Genomic DNA, 16,705 nt, shown 5'->3' with positions numbered 1-16,705 from the left:
CCCGCGGGCATCCGAGGCGGCCTGGGACTACTTTTTGGTGGAGCGGGCGCGCGCGGCGGCGCGCAACGGCAGGACCCCTGCACGCGGGCCGCTGAGCACGTTGCTTCGGCACGACGCCCGCCATGCCACCCATTACGTCGCGACGCTGCGTGCGTGGCTGGAGGCGCAGGGCGATCCCGTCGCCGCTGCCGAGCACATCGGCGTCCACCCCAACACCATCCGCAACCGGCTTCGCAAGATGAGCGAGCTCGCGCCGCTTGATCTGGACGATGCCCGCCAGCGCCTCGCCATGATCATCACATTGGCTGCGCTCGCCGACTGACGAGCGGCCACGTTGTCATAGATGCACAATTCCGGCGGCGCGATTGTCGGTCACCCACAGCGCCGCCGGACTCGGCGCGGGCCATGCTGACGTCGACAACGGCATTCGTCCTGGTACGGAGGTAGGACATGGTCGGCGCCGAACGCATCGGCAACTGGCCGCGATCAGTGATCGTGGTGGGCGCGGGCATCGTAGGTCTGTCGACCGCGTGGTTTCTGCAAGAACGCGGAGTGCAGGTCGACGTGGTCGACCGTGGCGGCGTGGCGGCCGGCGCATCCTGGGGCAACGCCGGCTGGATCGCACCGGGTCTGGCGATCCCGTTGAACGAGCCGTCCGTGCTGCGCTACGGCTTGCGCTCCCTGCTGAACCCCGCCGCCCCGCTCCACGTCCCGGCCGGCATCGATCTCGGACTATGGGCGTTCCTGGCCCGATTCGCCGTGAACTGCCGCTGGTCGTCGTGGACCCGGGCGGTGCGCGCCAACCTGCCTCTCAACGACCAGTGCATCGAGGCCTACGACGTGCTCGCCGCCAACGGCGTGCGCGCGCCCATCGTTCAGGCGCCGATCACCGCGGCGTTCCGCACAGCCCGCCAAGCCCAAGGCCTGCTGCATGAGCTGGAGCGGCTGAGCAGGGCGGGACAACAGGTCGATCACGTCACGCTGGACCGCGAGCAGCTGGCCCGGCACATGCCGCTCGCCTCCGGCGCATTGCAGACGGGTGTGCGCATCGACGGGCAGTGCCACGTCGACCCCGGCCGCTTCGTTCATGCCCTGGGCAGGGCCGTCATGAGCCGAGGCGCCACCGTCTACAACTTCGAAGTCTCCGACGTGCGAACCGATGACAGAAGAGTCGTCGTCCTGTCCGACAAGGGCACCGTCGTGTCCGCTGACGCTGTGGTACTGGCCACCGGCGCCTGGCTTCCCCGCCTGGCCTCCCGCTGGGGGGTTCGCGTGCCCGTACGGGCAGGCCGGGGATATTCCTTCACCGTGCCGGTGGAACGCCCCATCTCCGGCCCGATCTACCTGCCGGACGTCCGGGTTGCCTGCACGCCCTACCGGGAAGGGCTGCGCGTGGCGGGAACCATGGAATTCCGCGACCCCGACGCCCCGCGCGTCCCGGCTCGGCTGGAAGCGATCATCGCTTCCGCCCGTCCCCTCCTGGAGGGGGTGCGGTGGGAGGAACGCACCGACGTCTGGGTCGGGCCCCGGCCGGTGACCCCCGATGGGCGGCCGCTCATCGGCGCGACCAGGGCGCCCGGGATCTACGTGGCCGGGGGACACGGCATGTGGGGGCTGGCCCACGGCCCCGCCACCGGACGCCTGCTGGCCGAACAGATCACCACCGGCAAGCAGCCCGCCGAACTACGTGACTTCGACCCGCTGCGGTGAACAGCGGGTCATCGAGGGCCGAACTCGAGCGCGGCGTCGCGATCCAGCGGAAAGATCGGCCGCCTCAGGTTCCGGTACGGCAGCCGATGCAGGTCCTGGTCCACGCCCCCCGGCGTGAGCGCCAGCATCCAGTCCGCGGCGGCCTCGAACAGCTCGGGCTCCAGGTACCCGATCTTGACCGTGACCACGTCGGCCCCGGCGACGTCCACCCCCAGGCGCCGGTACGACTCCAGCAGCCGGTACTGCATCCGGCGCGAGGTCAGGAAGACGCTCAGCCCGCCGATGCGCACACTGGCCACACGCCCACCGTCGGGGTCGTCGGCCAGCGCCTCCAGCGTGCCCTCCAGCAGGAGCGGCCCCGGTGGGCGCGCGTCGACGCGGCCGCCGGCGCGTACGCTGACCGGCGAGCCGATCGGCAGGTGCCCGATGCGCGCCACCGCCTCGGGGTCGAACAGGGAGGCGTAGACGGCGCGGACCGAGCCGTCGCGGATCTCGGGCCTGGCCAGCATCCGCTCCAGGGCGTAGGTGACGTCGTCGGCACCGCCCGCGCCCGGGTTGTCGCCGGAGTCGCTGATGAAGTACGGCCGGGCCGAGCTCTCCTTCAGCGCCGCGTCCAGGCACTCGTCCATGGAGCCCGTGGGCGCGACGAAGGCGAAGTCGTCGCGTGCGTCCCAGAACGCCTGCCCCAGCTCGCGCGCCGCCCGCTCGGTGGCGGCGGCGTCGGTGCCGGTCGCCACGACCGCGCCGGTGCAGCGCGGCTCGTCGGCCCACGCGAAGCCGATCCAGATCGCCGCGTCGATCACGCCCGGCCTGGCCTCGATGTCCGGGATGCGGGCGTAGAGGCTGCGGGCGGGTTCGACGCGGGTGCTGGTCATCTCGCCGGGCAGCAGGATCGGCACGTGGACCAGCGCCTTGTGCGGCCGGTCGCCGCGTCGCAGCGCCTCGACGAGGTTGCGGGCGGCGCGCTCGCGGGTCTCCCAGACGTCCACGTGGGGTGCGGTGCGGTAGCAGGTCAGCAGGTCGCAGCCGTCGAACAGGGTGGGGGAGACGTTGCCGTGCAGGTCCATCGCCGCCGACACCAGCGGCTCCGAGCCGATCACGGCGCGGATGGCGGTGATGAGGTCGCCTTCGGCGTCCTGGCGGCCGACGACGCTCATCGCGCCGTGGATGTCCAGCAGCACGCCGTCGAACGGGCCGTCGGCCAGGCCCTGGACGATCTCGGCCCGCCAGGCGTCGTACGCCGCAGGTTCGACCGCTCCGCCCGGCAGGGCGCGGGCGTGGACGAGCGGCACCCATTCCACCTCGGCCGCCCACGGCTCGCCGCGCCAGCCGTACCTGTCCAGCAGGGCCTGGCCGCGGGTGACCTCGAAGTCGGCGGTGCCGCTCAGGTGCGGCGAGAAGGTGCTGGACTCGATGTGGATGCCGCAGACGGCGATACGCAAGGACACTGTGGTGCTTTCTAGGAGGGGTGGATGTCGGCTGTTTCGCGGAGGAGCTTGCCCAGTCCGATCAGGGCCGCGTCCGGGCCGGCGATGCTCGCCTCGATGGACAACGACTGGGTCAGCGGCGGCAGACAGCGCTCGTAGAGCATGCCTTTGACGGCCGCCACGTAGACGCCCAGGCTCGACAGTGCGCCGCCGATGACGACGCTGTCGGGATTGAGGAAGTTGACCAGGCCCGACAGGGCCACGCCAAGCAGCCGGCCGGCCTGGCGTACCAGGGTCACCACAGCCGGGTCGGCGTCGACGGTGGCGGCGATGATGTCACGCGTGCTGGCCACGGGAAGGCCGCGCCCGGCCAGTTCACGGGCCAGCGCGGCGCCGCTGGCGACGGTCTCCAGGCAGCCGCGGCTGCCGCAGGAGCATTCGCGCTCACCGCTGTCGGCCACGCGCACGTGGGTGATGTCGCCGCTCAGGCCGCCTCCACCGCGGTAGATCTGGGCGCCGTTGACCAGGCAGCCGCCGATGCCGGTGCCGGCCTTGACGTAGATCATGTCGCCGGACTCGCGGCGGGTGATGTATTCGCCGATCGCGGCGGCCTTGGCGTCGTTGTCGATGACCGCGGTCACCTCGAAGCGGTCACGCAGGTCGCTCTGGACGTCGTATCCGCTCCAGCCCGGCATGCGGGCCGGCCCGATGACCCGGCCCTGTGGGAACTCCACCGGCCCCGGCAGGGCCATGCCGACGGCCAGCAGCCGCTGGCCAGGCGCGTGAGCGGTCCTGACGCCGTCGAAGGCCGCGGTGACCTCGTCGAAGATCGCCTTGGGGCCTGCTCCTATATCGACGGCGAGCTCCTCGGCCGCCAGCAGGGCTCCGGACGGTGAGCACAGGCCGACGCGGGCATGGTGGGCGCCCAGCTCGGCCACGGCGAACACGCCTCCGGCCTCGCGCAGCCGGAGGATCCTGGGACGACGCCCGCCAGTGGAGGCACCCACACCCTCCTCCAGGATCGCGCCCTCCTCCAGCAGGCGGCGCACCACGCTGGAGACCGTCGACGGAGCCACCTGCAGGGTCTCCACCAGATCAGCGCGGGAGGTGGCCTTGCCGCTGGCCAGCAGGCTCAGCGCCTGCTCGCGCAGTTTGGCGGGGTCCGACATGCCTCTCCTCCCTGGTGGACACAACAGACGCCCATCATCGAGCACGAAGTCGATCAACGAAAGGCTTCCGCCGCGGACTCTATCCCGAAATAAGTGAGGTGAACAAAGTGGATTTTTCGCATTGACTTACTACTTACACCTCTATACATTCTCCGCCTGAACGGCCCCTGGAGGGCACACCCACGTCTCGACGAGGAGAATCATGGGGACGAGAATCCGCATCGTGTGCGGCGTGGTGGCCATCGGGCTCGGCTTGACCGCCTGCAGCGCGGGCGCCGGCAGCGGTTCGCAGCAGGGCAGCGCGCAGGGCAAGGACACCGCGACCGTGGCCTTCCGCACGCCCAATTGGATCCTGCCGATCTCGGCCCCTGGCTTCACCCAGGGCGAGAACGAAATCTTCTCCACCGCCCTGTACCGCAAGCTGTACGCCTACAAGCTCGACGGATCCAGCACCGACAACGTCGATCCCGGACGGTCGCTGGCCGAGCCGCCCGTCGTCAGCGACGGCGGCAAGACGCTGACCATCACGCTCAAGGACAACACCTGGTCCGACGGTAAGCCGATCACCACCAAGGACATCCAGTTCTGGTGGGACCTCGTCACCACCAACAAGGACAAGTGGGCTTCCTACAAGCCCGGCGGCTTCCCCGACAACATCTCCGCCTTCAAGGTCAAGGACGACAAGACCTTCTCCCTGACCACCACGAAGGCGTACAACACGGCCTGGTTCGTCGGCAACCAGCTCAACCGGATCGTCCCGCTGCCCCAGCACGCCTGGGACAAGGGCGACGCCAAGAAGACCTTCGAGGAGCTGACCGCCGCCTCCAAGGATCCCAAGTCCTACGCGACCAACGCGCTGTGGAAGACCAACAGCGGCCCGTGGAAGCTGCAGAGCTACGTGCCCAGCGGCGAGGTGGTCCTGGCCAAGCAGGACACCTACTCGGGCACCGACAAGCCGAAGCTGAACAAGATCGTGCTGCGGCCGTTCACCGGCGACGACGCCGAGTTCAACGTGCTGCGCGCCGGGCAGATCGACTACGGCTACATCCCGCCGGCCAACCTGTCGCAGCAGGCCTACCTGGAGTCGAAGGACTACAAGATCTCCCCCTGGTACGGGTGGTCGATCACCTACCTCCAACTCAACTTCAACAACCCCAAGACCGGGGTGCTGTTCAAGCAGCCGTACCTGCGCCAGGCGCTGCAGATGCTCATCGACCAGCCCACCATCAGCAAGGTCATCTGGTCCGGCATGGCCGCGCCCACCTGCGGCCCGGTGCCGGCCAAGCAGGGCGCGCCCAGCGGCCAGGGCTGCGTCTACCCCTTCGACCCGGCCAAGGCCCAGCAGCTGCTGGAGAGCCACGGCTGGAAGGTGACCCCCGACGGGCAGACCACCTGCGCCGACCCCGCCCTGTGCGGTGAGGGCGTCGCCAAGGACACCCCGCTGAGCTTCACCGTCACCAGCCAGTCAGGTTTCGCCGCGACCACCAAGATGTTCGCCGAGATCAAGTCGGCGATGGCCAAGGTCGGCGCGCAGCTGACCATCAAGGAGGTGCCCGACTCCGTCGCGGTCACCCCGGCCTGCAAGCCGGAGGAGTCCAAGTGCGACTGGGACATGTCGTTCTTCGGCTCCCAGGGCAGCTGGTACTACCCGGCCTTCGCCTCCGGCGAGCGCCTGTTCCAGACCGACGCCCCCGTCAACCTCGGCAGCTACAGCAATCCCGAGGCCGACAAGCTCATCGAGAAGGCGCAGTTCTCCGCCGACGCCGGTGCCCTGCAGGAGTACAACGACTTCCTGGCCAAGGACCTGCCGGTGCTCTGGATGCCCAACCCCGTCTACCAGATCTCGGCCTACAAGTCGGGTCTGCAGGGCGTCGACCCGCAGGACCCGATGAACCTGATGTACTTCCAAGACTGGTCCTGGAAGAGCTGACCGTTGACCCGGTACCTCCTCACGCGCCTGGGTCAGGCCCTGGTCATCGTGATCCTGGTGACGCTGATCACGTTCGTGATCCTGCACCTGCTGCCCGGAGGCGCGGCGCGGGCCATCCTGGGCAAGGAGGCGACGCTCGAGCAGATCGCCTCCTTCAACCACGAGATGGGGTACGACCGGCCGCTGTGGGAACAGTACGCGCTGTACCTGCAGCGGCTGGTCCGCGGCGACCTGGGCTACTCCTTCCAGCTCAACCAGTCGGTGGCCGAGGCCATCGGCCAGCGTCTGCCCAAGACCATGCTGCTGTCGCTGGGCTCGACGCTGCTCGCGGTCGTGGTGGCCGTCCCGCTGGGCGTGGTGCAGGCCGTGCGCCGTAACCGCTGGCCCGACTACACCATCAACGGGCTGTCGTTGCTGGCGTACGCCACGCCGATCTTCTTCATGGGTCTCATGATGATCATTCTGTTCTCCCAGGTGTGGCCGGTCCTGCCGCCCGAGGCCCCGCAGGGCTTCACCCTGGCGGAGGTGCTGGCCGATCCCGCCGGGCTGGTGCTGCCCACGCTCACGCTGACGGTCCTCACCGTTGCGGTCTACTCCCGCTACATCCGCTCGTCCATGGTCGACAACCTGAACGAGAACTACGTCCGCACGGCACGCAGCAAAGGCCTGTCGGAAGGCCGCGTGATCGTCGGGCACACGCTGCGCAACGGCCTGTTCCCCGTCATCACCCTGCTCGGCATGTACCTGCCCGCGCTGTTCAGCGGCGCTCTCGTGGTCGAGCGGCTGTTCAACTACCCGGGCATGGGGCTGCTGTTCTGGCAGGCGGCGCTCAAGCGGGACTATCCGATCCTGCTCGGCGTCACGCTGCTGATCTCGGTGGCCACCGTGGCCGGCGCGCTGGTCGCCGACGTGCTCTACGCCACGGTCGATCCGCGTGTACGACTCAAGGCAGGCCGTTCATGACCACCACCGCGCCCCGATCATCCGGGCACGAGGAGGAGGCGCCCGTTCGCGGGATGTGGCGCCAGGGCCTCGAGGTTTTCTGCGAGAACCGGCTCGCCCTGGTGGGCGTGGGCATCTTCGCCCTGCTGGCGGCCTTCAGCTTCCTCGGGCCGGTCTTCTACCAGACAGACCAGGTCCACACCGACCTGACCAAGGTCTTCCTGACTCCCGGCACGGACGGGCACCCGCTCGGCGCCGACGGCGTGGGCTACGACCAGCTCGGGCGCCTGATGCTCGGTGGCCAGACGTCCATCGTGGTCGGGCTGGCCGCCGGCCTGCTGGCCACGGTCGTGGGGACCGTCTGGGGCGCCATCGCCGGGTTCGCCGGCAGCTGGGTCGACGCGGTCATGATGCGGGTGGTCGACGCGATGATGTCCATCCCCGCGCTCTTCCTGTTCATGCTCATGGCCTCGATCGTCACGCCCACGGTGCCGATGCTCATCGTCATCATCGGCGCCTTCGCCTGGCTCGGCCCCGCGCGGCTGGTGCGCGGCGAGGCGCTCACGCTGCGCACCCGCGAGTACGTCATCGCGATGCGCGGCATGGGCGGGACCGGCGGACGTGCGGTGCGCCGGCACATCATCCCCAACGCCATCGGCACGGTGATCGTCAACGCCACCTTCCAGGTCGCCGACGCGATCCTGTACGTGGCCTACCTGTCCTTCCTCGGCCTGGGGGTGCCACCGCCCGCGGCCAACTGGGGCGGCATGCTGTCCGACGGCCTGTCGGACACCTTCAGCGGCCACTGGTGGCTGCTGTATCCGCCGGGAATCGCCATCATCCTCATCGTCCTCGCCTTCAACTTCATCGGCGACGGGCTGAGGGACGTCTTCGAGGTCCGCCTCCGGCGGCGCTAGCAGGAGCTTTCGTACATGACCGCACCCAACGGGCCGCTGCTGCGGCTGCGCGACCTCAGCACCGACATCGCGCTGCGGCGTGGCACCGTGCACGCGCTCGACCAGGTCAACCTCGAGGTCCACCAGGGCGAGACGCTCGGCATCGTGGGCGAGTCGGGCAGCGGCAAGACCATGACCGTCCTGTCGGTCATGGGGTTGCTGCCCACGGGCGGTCGCGTCGCCGGCGGGGAGATCCTCTTCGACGGCCGCGACCTGCGCGGGCTGGAGGCCCACGAGCTGCGCAGAGTGCGTGGCGTCGAGATGGGCATGGTCTTCCAGGACCCGCTCACCTCGCTCAACCCCACCATGCGCATCGGTGCCCAGGTCGCCGAACCCCTGCGCGTCCACCAGGGCGTCGGCAAGGCCGAGGCGCGCGAGCGGGCCGTCGAGATCCTGCGCCGGGTGGGCATGCCCCGCCCTGACAAGATCGTCGACGATTACCCGCATCAGCTGTCGGGCGGTATGCGCCAGCGCGTGGTCATCGCCATGGCGCTCATCCGCTCCCCGCGCCTGCTCATCGCCGACGAGCCCACCACGGCGCTGGACGTCACCACCCAGCGCCAGATCCTCGAGCTCATCGACGACCTGCGCGAGGAGTTCAAGATGGCGGTCATCCTGGTCACCCACGACCTGGGGGTGATCGCCGGCCGCGCCGACAGGGTCGCCGTCATGTACGCCGGGCGAGTGGTGGAGACCGCCACGACCGCCGAGTTGTTCCGCTCGCCGCGCCACCGCTACACCGAGGCGCTCATGCGCGCCCTGCCCGAGGGCACCACGGATGGGCGCCTCTACAGCATCCCCGGCCTGCCGCCCGACCTGTCGCGGCCGCTGACCGGCTGCCGCTTCGCGCCCCGCTGCGGCTTCGCCACCGACGAATGCCGCACCACCGACGTCATCCTCGCCCCGGACGACGCCGGGAACGGGCATGAGTACGCCTGCCTGCACCCGGTCACCGAACCCGTCACGATCGCGGCGTCGTCCGGCCCGGCCCGGACCGCGTCCGACGCCTCCGACCCGATCCTGACCGTGCGGGACCTGGTCAAGGAGTACGAGGCCGGCGGTGCGGGGGTGCGCAAGGTCTCCGGGCGGGTCAGCGCCGTGGCCGGCGTGTCCTTCGAGGTCAAGCCCGGCGAGACGCTCGGCATCGTGGGCGAGTCCGGGTGCGGCAAGTCCACCGTGGGCCGTCTCGTCGCCGGCCTCGAAGCACCCACCACCGGCCAGATCGTCGTCGACGGCACCGACATCGCCACCCTGGACCGGCGCGCCCGCCACCGCATGCACCGGCAGGTGCAGCTGATGTTCCAGGACAGCTACGCGGCCATGAACCCGCGCATGCGCATCGACTCCATCCTCACAGAGCCGCTGGAGATCCAGCAGGTGGGCGACGCCGCCGCCCGCCGCGCCCGGGCAAGCGAGCTGCTCGACCAGGTGGGACTGCCGCGGCGAGCGCTGGAGCGCTACCCGCACGAGTTCTCCGGCGGGCAACTGCAGCGCATCGGGCTGGCCAGATCGCTGGCGCTGCGGCCACGACTGATCGTGGCCGACGAGCCGGTCAGCGCGCTGGACGTGTCGGTCCAGGCGCAGGTGCTCAACCTCATGCGCGAGCTGCAGGGTGAGCTCGGCCTGTCGTACGTGTTCATCAGCCACGACCTGTCCGTGGTCGACTACATGGCCGACCGCATCGGCGTGATGTACCTGGGCAAGCTGGTGGAAGTAGGCCCAGCCCACCAGGTGGTCCGCGCCCCGCGCCACCCCTACACCCAGGCGCTGCTCGACGCCGTCCCCTCGCCCGACCCCGGCCACACGCCCAGCCCGAGCACGGCCATCCGGGGCGAACTGCCGAGCGCGCTCAACCCGCCGACCGGCTGCCGCTTCCGCACCCGCTGCCCCTTGGCACAGGACGTCTGCGCCGACGAGCCTCCGCTGCAGGGCGGGACGCACCAGGTCGCCTGCCACTTCCCCCTTCGCCAGGAGACGCCGGCGACGTGATCGTCCGCCGGCTCGCACGTCCGACCGCCAGCCGTCTTCGGCCCCCGTCACACCGCCCGCACGATCGACGGGGGCCCCTCCTGGCGGCCACGCGCAGGTGTGCGATGCGGTCTCTCAAATCGTGAGGAGGTCGCCCTCGTGGGCGAACTCCGCCTCGCGGTACTCCTTGGCCAGGATGTCCAGCTCGTCGTCGGTGCGGTTCGGGGCGTGGTGGGTGAGGACCACGCGGCGGGCGCCGCAGCGGTTCGCGAAGGCCAGGGCGTCGGGGATCGTGGCGTGGCCGTAGCAGTCGGCGAGTGCCTGTTCGGCCGGGCGGAACTGGCCGTCGTGCAGGAGCACGTCGACCCCGGCGGCCAGCTCTTCGGCCGCCGGGCTGCCGAGCTGGGGGCTGTGGTCGGGCAGGTACGCCAGCGACTTCCCGTCGCCTTCGACCCGGATTCCGTGAGTCGTGCCGCCCTTGTGGACGATCTCGGCCACCCGCACCTCGTACCCCTCCACCAGGCCGTCGGCCGAGGGCAGGAATCGCCAGCGGCCGTGCAGCCCGGAAGGGGTGATGGGGAAGTACGGCGGCGACATGAGGCGGGTCAGCGTGACCAGCGGCTCGGGGGCGGGCAGGTACAGGTCCACCCTGGACTCCGCTTGGTCGAGCGGAGGGCAGAAGGGCAGGCCCTGCACGTGGTCCCAGTGCAGGTGGGTGAGGATGATCGAGCCGTCGTAGGCCCGCCCGGCCAGCAGCGCGGCCAGCCCCTGCAGGCCGGTGCCCGCGTCGAGGACCAGGCGGGGTACGTCGGAGTCGTCGGGGAGCACGGCGACGCAGCTCGTGTGGCCGCCGTACCTGACGAAGCCCGCGCCGGGGGCGGGGGTGGAGCCACGCACACCGAGGAGAGCGATCCTCACCGAGCCTCCGAAACCCGAGCCTCCGAAGCCGGTGCCTCCGAAACGCTGGAGTCCTCGCGGCGGTGGCCCTCGGCCAGGCGGGACAGGGCCTCGATCTCGATGAGGTCCGTCGGCGCCTCGGCCACCCGCACGGGAGTCAGAGCGGTGAGCGTGGCCGTGCGCAGGCCGCCCTCCAGGATCGCGCGCTCACCGAGGATCGCGCCGGGGCCCACCTCGGGCAGCGACCGGTCGTTCACCTCGACGCCGAGCACGCCGTCGAGGAGCAGGAACAACGACGAGCTGGGCTCGCCCTGGCGGACCAGCACCTCGCCTGCCTTGAGCGAGCGGATTCGCGGCTTGGCGCCGCCGCGCATTATGCGTGTGGACATCTCCCGCTCCAGTGCGGTCTCGGCGGCGGTGACGAGGACGAGAGAGTCCTCGAAGCCCCATGGCGTATGCTCGGCCCCCTGCTGGGCCGCCCATCTGGCGAAGTCGGTCACGCCCGCCTTGAGCGCGAGCCTGTCGTCCGCACCGTACACCCAGTGTCGGGGGAACGGGCTCGCGCCGTCGAGACCCATCTCGGCCCGGCCGTCGGCGTGCAGCGTCAGCGACAGCGTCGTCCACACCAGCGGTGACTGCATCCGCAGGTACGGCGGGTGAGAGACGCGGCGCGGGAACGGCAGCGCGGTCCTGCCACCGGCGCTCTGCCTGAAGCGCACCCAGCCGTCTCCCACCTCGGGCTCCGGCCGCAGGTCGGGCAGGCTGAAGGCGGCGAACCTCACGCCCAGCGGCCCCAGCCGCACGGAGGTGCTCCCCATGACCAGGCCACCGCCGTTCCCGTACGAGACGAGGCGGTCGCCGTCGAACTCGGCCCACGCCGTCAGCCGGTTCGCGAACCGGAAGCCGTCGGCCCCACGCATCGTCTCGAGGTCGCCGATGACGTCGGGCGGCGGGTCGTCGTAGTGGGTGATGCCCATCGTGAACGCGGGCTTGGTGTACCCCTTGACCGCTTCGGACGGGATCCATGACAGCGAGGTGACATGCGATTCGATTCTCATGTCCCACACCCTGCGCGCAGGACGCCGGATCGGCGAGGGCGCCACCCTGAGGAATCCGGGGGGTGCCAGCACCCCCAAGTCGCCGTCCTGGCACCCTTCCTGCGGGGGAGGGCGGCGATATCTAATCCCCCTTGTGGACCGCATTTCGATCGTGCTCGCGGACGACAACCTGATCGTCCGTGAAGGCGTGCGCGCGCTGCTCCTGCGCGACGCCGCTCTCGACGTGGCAGGCCTCGCCGCCGACTATGACGAGCTCGTCGAGGCCGCCGTCCGGCTGCGCCCCCAGGTCGTCGTCACCGACATCAGGATGCCGCCCACCTTCCAGGACGAGGGGATCCAGGCGGCCCGCGAGGTGCGCAAGCTGCTGCCGGGCACCGGTGTCGTGGTGCTGAGCCAGTACGACGATCCCGAATATGCCATCCGGCTGCTCGAAGGGGGCGCCGCCGGGTACGCGTACCTGCTGAAGGACCGGGTCGGCGACGCCGGCCTGCTCGGGCGGGCCATCAAGGAGGTCGCCGCCGGCGGTTCGCTGATCGACCCCTCTCTCGTACGGGAGTTGATCGAGCCCGCCCGCGACGAGGGCGAATTATCGCCGGAGGAGGAGGACCTGCTGCGGCAGGTGGCCGAGGGCCGTCCGGTGAAGGCCATCGCGGTGTCGCTCGGCCGCCCGCCCGAGTCGGTCAACGCCGCCGTCGAGCAGCTCTTCCTCGACCTGGCCAAGGGCGCCTCCGCTGGGCGGCAGGGCGCGCTGCGGCGGCTGCGGATGTTGCACACCGCGATCTTGCGCCGCGAGGAGCAGGGCGAGACGCTGTCCCGGCTGCTGCCGCATGGACTGGCCGACAAGCTGCGCCGCGACCGCGACGCGTTCGGCAGGACGGAGCGGCTGGACGTCACCGTCCTGATGTCGGACGTGCGCGGCTACTCCGGCATCGCCGAGTCCACCGACCCGGCCGTGCTCGCCGCCCAGCTCAACGCGCACCGCCGGGCCATGAACGCGGCCGTGCTCGGCGCCGGGGGCACGGTCATGCAGTACGTCGGGGACGCGGTCATGGCCGTCTTCGGCGCCCCCGACCCAGCCGAGGGCCACGCCGAGCAGGCCGTACGCGCCGCCTGCGACATGCACGCGCGCCAGCGCGAGCTGGACGCCGAATGGTCGCTGCGCGGGCTCGCCCCGTTCGATCTCGGCATCGGCCTGTCGACGGGGAACGTAGCGGCGGCACTGCTCGGAAGCGATGAACGGGTGGAGTACACCCTCGTCGGAGACACCGTGAATCTCGCCCAGCGCATGCAGGACCTCGCCCGCCCGGCCGGCACCGTGGCCGCGGAGTCCACCGTGCGCGCGGGCGGCCGCGGATGGCCCTGGCGACCGCTGGGCCCGCGAACAGTCAAAGGCCGTGCCAATCCCGTGAACGCGTATCACCTAGAGGTGAACTGATATGTCCTCTTTGCAGGCAGCCCTCCCTGTCGACGACCCCGCCACCGCGCCCGCCGTCCGCATCCGAGGGGCCCGCCGGACCTTCGCCGCCGAGCTCGCCCCCGTCCGCGCGCTGCGTGGCGTGGACCTCGACATCGACAAGGGCGGGTTCGTCGCCGTGATGGGCCCGTCGGGCTGTGGCAAGTCGACCCTGCTGAACGTCATCGCCGGTCTCGACACCGTGGACGAGGGCAGCATCGAGGTCGCGGGCGAGCGGATCGACGGCCGCGACGAGGACTGGCTGGCCCGCTTCCGCCGCCACCACGTCGGCTTCGTGTTCCAGTTCTTCAACCTGCTCGACGGCGTCTCGGCGCTGGACAACCTGGTCATGCCGGGCGTGCTGGCGGGGCGGAAGCGGCGGGCCGCGGAGAGCCGCGCCCGGGACCTGCTCGACCTGCTCGGCCTCGGCGACCGCGCACAGCAGGTGCCCGCGGTGCTCTCCGGCGGCCAGCGCCAGCGTCTGGCCATCGCCAGGGCGCTGGTCAACGAGCCGACGCTGCTGCTCGCCGACGAGCCGACCGGCGCGCTGGACAGCGAGGGCGGCCTCGAGGTGCTGGAGCTGTTCCGCCGTCTGCACGCCGACGGGCAGACCATCGTCATGGTCACGCATTCCCCCGACGTCGCCGCGGGGGCCGGCCGGACGGTGCTGATGCGTGACGGCAGGCTCTCATGACGCGGATCTGGCTGGGGCTGGAGCTGCGCCGGCGATGGCGGTCGCTGGTCCTGCTCGGCCTGCTGGTGGCGCTGGCCGCCGGAATGGTGCTCGCCGCGGTGGCGGGCGCCCGCCGGGGTGCGAGCTCCGTGGACCGCATGCTGTCGGAGACGCTCCCCGCCACGGTCGCCGCCCTGCCCAACGACCCGCACTTCGACTGGGACAAGGTACGGGCGCTGCCCGAGGTCGCCGCGGTCGGCGAGATCGCGGTCGCGCCGTTCTTCGTCCAGGAACTGCCCGAGTATCGCGGCTACCTGCCGCCCCGCGGCTCCGAGACCTACCGGACCATCGAGCGGCCCGTCGTGCTGGAGGGCCGCCTGCCCGACCCGGCCAGGGCGGACGAGGTGGCCGTCACCCCCCGGTTCCCCAGGCACGTCGGCGACCGTCTCACCCTGCGCCTGATGACCCCGGAGGAGGCCGAGGACCCCGACTTCGACGGCAACCCGCACGGCCCGGTCATCTCCGCTCGCGTGGTCGGCGTCGCCCGCGGCCCCTGGTACGGCGACTCCCTCTCCAATCAGGGCCAGGTCCTGGTGTCGCCCGCGCTGTTCGGCGGGCACCCGGCGAACTTCATCGGCACTCACAAATCGTACGGATTCGTGAACGCCCTGGTCCGGCTCAAGCGGGGCGGCGCGGACCTGGCGGGCTTCAAGGCGGGACTGGCCAGGGTCACCGGCAGGAACAACATCGAGCTGATGAACCTGGAGGACGACGCCGAGCACGCCAGGAAGGGCGTGCGTTTCGAGAGCGCCTCCCTCCTGGCGCTGGGCCTGGCAGTCCTGGTGGCGGCACTCGTGCTCGTCGGGCAGTCCGTCTCCAGGTACGTCGCGGTCGGGCTGGGAGAGCTGCGGGCGCTGCGCGCCTGCGGCCTCACTCCGAGGCAGATGCTCGTCCTGGCAGCGGCACCGCCCACCGCCGCCGCGGTGTTCGGCGCGCTCGCCGGGGCCGCGGGCGCCGCGGGCGTCTCGCCGTGGATGCCGGTCGGCATGGCCGCCCTGTACGAGACAGCGCCGGGCTTCGACCTCGACGGGCCGGTCCTGGGTGCCGGTTGCGTCGCCGCGCCGCTGCTGGTCCTCGGCGGGGCCGTGGCCGCCGGCTGGTTCTCGCTCACCGCGGACCGGTCCGGCGCACCGGCCCGTCGTTCGGCCGTGGCGCTCACCGCCGCCCGTGCCGGGCTGCCGCTGCCCATCCTCATCGGGGCGCGCTTCGCTCTGGAGCCCGGCCAGGGCAACGGCCGCGTCCCCGTACGGCCGGCGCTGCTCGGCTCGGTCGTCGGGGTGCTCGGCGTGCTGGCCGCGTTCACCTTCTCCGCCGGGGTGTCCGACGCGGCCGAGCATCCCGAGCGGTTCGGCATGACGCATCGGATGGTCGTCTACCTGGGCGAGGGCGGCACCGAGTTCGGCCCCGCCGGCCCTGTCCTGGCCACCATCGCCAAGGACCCGGACGTCACCCACGTCATGGAGACGTACGTGGGCGTGCTGAACGCTCCGAAGGTGTCGGTGACCGCGTACTCCCGTCCGGAAGGGGCGGACTTCCCCGCTGTTCTGGACAGGGGTCGGCTCCCCGAACGCCCCGACGAGGTGGCCCTCGCCGTGACCTCGGCGCGCGAGCTGGGCGCGGACGTCGGCAGCACGGTCACGCTGTCCGGCAAGGCGCTCAAGGTCACCGGTGTGGGCTTCGTGATCTCCGGCGCGCACAACAACTACGACGACGGCGGCTGGCTCACGAGCGAGGGGTTCCGCAGGGCCTTCGGCGGCACGTCCAAGTACCATCTCGCTGCGGTCGCGCTGCGCCCCGGCACGGACCCCCAGCAGGTCGCCGGCCGGGTCCAGGAGTCGATCGGCGCGCTGCCCGGCGCCGGGAAGGTCTCCCTGGAGGCGGCCGTACGGCCCGACGAGTCCATCGAGGTGCAGAACCTACGTGTGCTGCCGGTCCTGCTCGGGGCGTTCCTCATCGTGCTGGCGGCCGGCGCGGTCGGCCACGCGCTCGCCACCGCCGTCCGGCGCAGGCGGCACGAGCTGGCGGTGCTGCGGGCTCTCGGCATGACCAGGACCCAGGTCAGGGCCGTGGTCGTCACCCAGGCGTCGTTGCTCGCCGTGATCGGCCTGGCGTTCGGCGTGCCGCTGGGGCTCGCGGCCGGCCGCACGCTGTGGCGGATCGTGGCCGACCAGGCTCCGCTGTTCTACCAGGCTCCCGACGCCCTGCCCGCGTTGCTGCTCATCGGGCCCGCCGCCCTGTTCAGCGTCAACCTGCTGGCCGTGTGGCCGGGGCGACTCGCCGCCCGGGTGAACGTCGGTCACGTTCTGCGTACGGAGTGATCGCGTTGACATCGACCTGGCTCCGACTCGAACTGCGCCGCCGCTGGCGATCGCTGCTCGTGCTGGCCCTGCTGGTGGCGTTCGCGGGCGGCACCGTGCTGGCCTCCCTGGCAGGGGCGCGGCGCGGCGACACCGCGATCGACC

The 16,705-nt window shown here is 71.1% G+C and carries 13 protein-coding genes; 9 read left to right on the top strand and 4 right to left on the bottom strand.

The window, feature by feature from the left end:
- A partial coding sequence (locus AB0J09_RS32430) for a helix-turn-helix domain-containing protein (protein WP_360699198.1) occupies positions 1-322 on the top strand: 322 nt, incomplete at its 5' end.
- A 128-nt stretch (positions 323-450) separates the two neighbouring features.
- Positions 451-1,710: an FAD-dependent oxidoreductase gene (locus AB0J09_RS32425; protein ID WP_360699196.1), complete on the top strand. Its 1,260-nt coding sequence runs from the start codon at positions 451-453 to the stop codon at positions 1,708-1,710.
- Between the two features lie 8 nt (positions 1,711-1,718).
- Here the strand turns inward: AB0J09_RS32425 and AB0J09_RS32420 are convergent, their stop codons facing one another.
- Both AB0J09_RS32420 and AB0J09_RS32415 read right to left on the bottom strand, forming a co-directional pair.
- Positions 1,719-3,158 carry a M81 family metallopeptidase gene (locus tag AB0J09_RS32420; RefSeq protein ID WP_360699195.1) on the bottom strand — a complete coding sequence of 480 codons (1,440 nt, stop codon included), beginning with the start codon at positions 3,156-3,158 and terminating at the stop codon, positions 1,719-1,721.
- 11 nt (positions 3,159-3,169) lie between these two features.
- Positions 3,170-4,306: an ROK family transcriptional regulator gene (locus AB0J09_RS32415; protein ID WP_360699193.1), complete on the bottom strand. Its 1,137-nt coding sequence runs from the start codon at positions 4,304-4,306 to the stop codon at positions 3,170-3,172.
- A 202-nt stretch (positions 4,307-4,508) separates the two neighbouring features.
- On the opposite strand from AB0J09_RS32415, the gene AB0J09_RS32410 reads away from it, so the two are divergent.
- The 4 genes from AB0J09_RS32410 to AB0J09_RS32395 are packed head-to-tail and all read left to right on the top strand — an operon-like array spanning position 4,509 to position 10,123.
- Positions 4,509-6,236, top strand: coding sequence for a peptide ABC transporter substrate-binding protein (locus AB0J09_RS32410; protein ID WP_360699191.1), 1,728 nt, complete (start codon positions 4,509-4,511; stop codon positions 6,234-6,236).
- Positions 6,237-6,239: 3 nt separating this feature from the next.
- Positions 6,240-7,199, top strand: a complete 960-nt coding sequence (locus tag AB0J09_RS32405; RefSeq protein WP_360699189.1) for an ABC transporter permease — start codon at positions 6,240-6,242, stop codon at positions 7,197-7,199.
- On the top strand, positions 7,196-8,095 hold the full coding sequence (locus AB0J09_RS32400) for an ABC transporter permease (protein WP_360699187.1): 900 nt from the start codon (positions 7,196-7,198) through the stop codon (positions 8,093-8,095). The genes AB0J09_RS32405 and AB0J09_RS32400 overlap by 4 nt, the downstream gene beginning before the upstream one ends.
- 15 nt (positions 8,096-8,110) lie before the next feature.
- Positions 8,111-10,123 (top strand): ABC transporter ATP-binding protein, encoded by a 2,013-nt coding sequence (locus AB0J09_RS32395; RefSeq protein WP_360699185.1) that lies wholly within the window; start codon positions 8,111-8,113, stop codon positions 10,121-10,123.
- Positions 10,124-10,237: 114 nt separating this feature from the next.
- Here AB0J09_RS32395 and AB0J09_RS32390 read toward each other — a convergent pair whose 3' ends face one another.
- Both AB0J09_RS32390 and AB0J09_RS32385 read right to left on the bottom strand, forming a co-directional pair.
- The gene (locus tag AB0J09_RS32390) at positions 10,238-11,020 is read right to left on the bottom strand and encodes an MBL fold metallo-hydrolase (RefSeq protein ID WP_360699183.1); all 783 of its coding nucleotides are present in this window, start codon (positions 11,018-11,020) and stop codon (positions 10,238-10,240) included.
- Entirely contained in the window at positions 11,017-12,057 is a 1,041-nt protein-coding gene (locus AB0J09_RS32385; protein WP_360699181.1) for a cyclic nucleotide-binding domain-containing protein, read from the bottom strand. The genes AB0J09_RS32390 and AB0J09_RS32385 overlap by 4 nt, the downstream gene beginning before the upstream one ends.
- 133 nt (positions 12,058-12,190) lie before the next feature.
- Here AB0J09_RS32385 and AB0J09_RS32380 point away from each other — a divergent pair, with 133 nt between their 5' ends.
- From AB0J09_RS32380 to AB0J09_RS32370, 3 genes are read left to right on the top strand one after another with little or no spacing between them, the layout of a single operon-like run.
- Positions 12,191-13,492 (top strand): adenylate/guanylate cyclase domain-containing protein, encoded by a 1,302-nt coding sequence (locus AB0J09_RS32380; protein WP_360699179.1) that lies wholly within the window; start codon positions 12,191-12,193, stop codon positions 13,490-13,492.
- Position 13,493: 1 nt separating this feature from the next.
- Complete coding sequence (locus tag AB0J09_RS32375; RefSeq protein WP_360699177.1) at positions 13,494-14,204, top strand: ABC transporter ATP-binding protein; 711 nt, start codon at positions 13,494-13,496, stop codon at positions 14,202-14,204.
- The gene (locus AB0J09_RS32370) at positions 14,201-16,561 is read left to right on the top strand and encodes an FtsX-like permease family protein (RefSeq protein ID WP_360699175.1); all 2,361 of its coding nucleotides are present in this window, start codon (positions 14,201-14,203) and stop codon (positions 16,559-16,561) included. Before AB0J09_RS32375 ends, AB0J09_RS32370 begins: the two co-directional genes overlap by 4 nt.
- Positions 16,562-16,705 lie beyond the last annotated feature (144 nt).

The organism is Nonomuraea sp. NPDC049784 (assembly GCF_040659615.1).
GTDB lineage: Bacteria > Actinomycetota > Actinomycetes > Streptosporangiales > Streptosporangiaceae > Nonomuraea.
Note: the sequence above shows the minus strand (reverse complement) of the source record. Positions and strands in the feature narration are given on the sequence as shown.

Bases quoted from the DNA above. Each gene is read 5' to 3' on its own strand.
- AB0J09_RS32375 (WP_360699177.1), top strand. From the start codon at position 13,494: ATGTCCTCTTTGCAGGCAGCCCTCCCTGTCGACGACCCCGCCACCGCG.
- AB0J09_RS32385 (WP_360699181.1), bottom strand. From the start codon at position 12,057: ATGAGAATCGAATCGCATGTCACCTCGCTGTCATGGATCCCGTCCGAA.
- AB0J09_RS32410 (WP_360699191.1), top strand. From the start codon at position 4,509: ATGGGGACGAGAATCCGCATCGTGTGCGGCGTGGTGGCCATCGGGCTC.
- AB0J09_RS32415 (WP_360699193.1), bottom strand. From the start codon at position 4,306: ATGTCGGACCCCGCCAAACTGCGCGAGCAGGCGCTGAGCCTGCTGGCC.
- AB0J09_RS32400 (WP_360699187.1), top strand. From the start codon at position 7,196: ATGACCACCACCGCGCCCCGATCATCCGGGCACGAGGAGGAGGCGCCC.
- AB0J09_RS32425 (WP_360699196.1), top strand. From the start codon at position 451: ATGGTCGGCGCCGAACGCATCGGCAACTGGCCGCGATCAGTGATCGTG.
- AB0J09_RS32370 (WP_360699175.1), top strand. From the start codon at position 14,201: ATGACGCGGATCTGGCTGGGGCTGGAGCTGCGCCGGCGATGGCGGTCG.
- AB0J09_RS32395 (WP_360699185.1), top strand. From the start codon at position 8,111: ATGACCGCACCCAACGGGCCGCTGCTGCGGCTGCGCGACCTCAGCACC.